Below are 2273 nucleotides of genomic sequence, written 5' to 3'. Positions count from 1 at the left end.
GCCGGGGCCGGGGTGGCGGGCGGGCCGGCGGTGGCCGCCGGCCACCGCGTCCCCCGGTCCGGCGCAACTACCAGCTGAGCAGCCCGCGGCGGCGGCTGCGGGTCACGATCGTGTTCATGTGCGCGCTGCTCGGCATTCTCGCGCTGCGACTGACCCAGCTCCAGGGCTTCTCCGCGTCGACCTACGCGGCGCAGGCCGAGAAGGAGCGGCTGCGTACGATCGTGCTGCCCGCGGTGCGCGGCGCGATCACCGACCGGTCCGGCCACACTCTCGCCCAGCACGTCGAGCTGCGCGCGGTCTACGCGAACCCGACGAACGTCAGGGACATCGGCGCGACCGCCGCGAAGCTCGCCCCCGTGCTCGACGACAGCACGGCGAGGTTGACGAAGCTGCTGACGGACCCGACCAGGCACATCAAGTTCGTCTACCTCGCCCGCGGCCTGAACCCCGACGTCGCGAAGCGGGTCAGCGCCCTGGAGCTGCACGGCATCGGCATCACCGAGGAGCGCGGCCGCACCTACCCGGCCGGTCCGCTGGCGGCCAACGTCGTCGGGTTCATGCGGCGCGGCGACGGGGATGTGCTGGAGGGCGCGGGCGGCCTGGAGCTCGAGTACGACGCGCTGCTGCGGGGAACCGACGGCAAGCGCGTGCTGGAGGCCAACCCGGAGGGCATCGAGATTCCCTCCGGCCACGGCCGGCAACGTGATCCCGTTCCCGGCTCGGCGCTGCGGCTCACCCTCGACCGCGACATCCAGTGGAACGCCCAGCAGGCCATCGCCAACGCGGTGCGTTCCTCCGAGGCCGACGGCGGCACCGTCGTCGTGATGGACCCCCGCACCGGGGACATCCTCGCGATGGCCGACGCGCCCGAGTTCGACCCGCGCAACATCACCGCGGCAGACAACGCGGCGCTGGGCAACCGGTCGACCCGGGACGCCTACGAGCCCGGCAGCGTCAACAAGGTGATCACGATGGCCGCCGCGCTCGACCGCGGGATCATCACCGCGCAGACGCCGCTGACCATTCCACCCTCCATCATCCGTGGCGGGGTGCGCATCAGGGACTCCGAGGAGCACGGCGTGGAGCATCTGACCACCGCCGGAGTGCTGGCCCGTTCCAGCAACATCGGCACCGTGGAGGTCTCCGAGCAGGTCGGGCGCCCAGCGCTGGAGCAGGCGCTGCGCGCCTTCGGCCTCGGCGCGAAGACGGGGCTGCGCTTCCCCGGCGAGGGCACCGGCCTGCTGCCGTCGGCGAAGGACTGGTCGGGCAGCCAGGCCGCGACGATCTCCTACGGGCAGGGCATGTCGGCGACGGCGCTGCAGATGGCGTCGGTCTACGCCACCGTCGCCAACGGCGGGGTGCGGGTCACCCCCCGGCTCGTCGACGCCATCACCGGCCCGGACGGGACCGTCCAGGTCACCCCCCATCCCCCCGGCCAGCGGGTGATCAGCGCGCAGACCGCGGCCACGCTGAGCCGGATGCTGGAGGCGGTCGCGACGAACGAGGGCACCGCGCCGCTCGCCGAGGTCCACAACTACCGGGTGGCCGGCAAGACCGGTACGGCGAACCGGGCGGACCCGGTGCACGGCGGCTATCAGGGGTACGTGTCGTCGTTCATCGGCTTCGCCCCGGCCGACGACCCGAAGGTCGTCGTCGAGGTCGTCCTGGACAACCCGAAGAAGGGGTATTTCGGTGGGCAGGTCGCCGCGCCGGTCTTCCAGGGCGTGATGAGCTTCGCCCTGACCACCCTCGGCGTGCCGCAGCCGACGACGAAGCCGTCGCCGCTCGTCCTCGACCTGGACAAGTAGCTCTGAGACCTCGACAGGGGGCAGGGCGACCTCGACAGGGGGCAGGGCGACCTGGACAGGCGGTACGGGACTGGTTCACAGGCGGCATTCGGTGGACCACCGCCATGCCCGGGCGCCCGTGCCGATGGCCGAGCTTGCTCCCACTAAGGTCGTCAGCGTGACCCCACCGGCACCCCGACCGGCCGCCCCGACGGCGTGCGACCTGGCTGATCTGCGCGCGGTGCTCACGACCGCGCAACTCCCACGGGCGCCCGCCGCGGCGCCCGCCAGCCCCGGTCCGGACCCCACGGCGCCCGCCGTACCCGGTCCGGAGGCGGCGGTCGTGCGCGGCGTCACCCACGACTCCCGCCGGGTGGCGCCCGGCGACCTCTACGTGGCGCTGCCGGGAGCGCACGTGCACGGGGCCGACTTCGCCGCCGCCGCGATTGCCCGCGGTGCGGTGGCGGTGCTCACCGACGCGCAGGG

2 protein-coding genes are annotated in these 2273 nt (G+C 73.4%); both read left to right on the top strand.

Annotation, left to right across the window (positions count from 1 at the left end; translation table 11 throughout):
* Positions 1-1808 (top strand): penicillin-binding protein 2 (locus ND748_RS30315; protein ID WP_251749667.1); only part of this gene is annotated, 1808 nt, incomplete at its 5' end.
* Positions 1809-1932: 124 nt separating this feature from the next.
* Positions 1933-2273, top strand: a 341-nt coding sequence (locus tag ND748_RS30310; RefSeq protein ID WP_251749669.1) for a Mur ligase domain-containing protein, incomplete at its 3' end; no start/stop codon positions are given.

Source organism: Frankia sp. AiPs1 (assembly GCF_023716945.1).
Taxonomy (GTDB): domain Bacteria; phylum Actinomycetota; class Actinomycetes; order Frankiales; family Frankiaceae; genus Frankia.
Note: the sequence above shows the minus strand (reverse complement) of the source record. Positions and strands in the feature narration are given on the sequence as shown.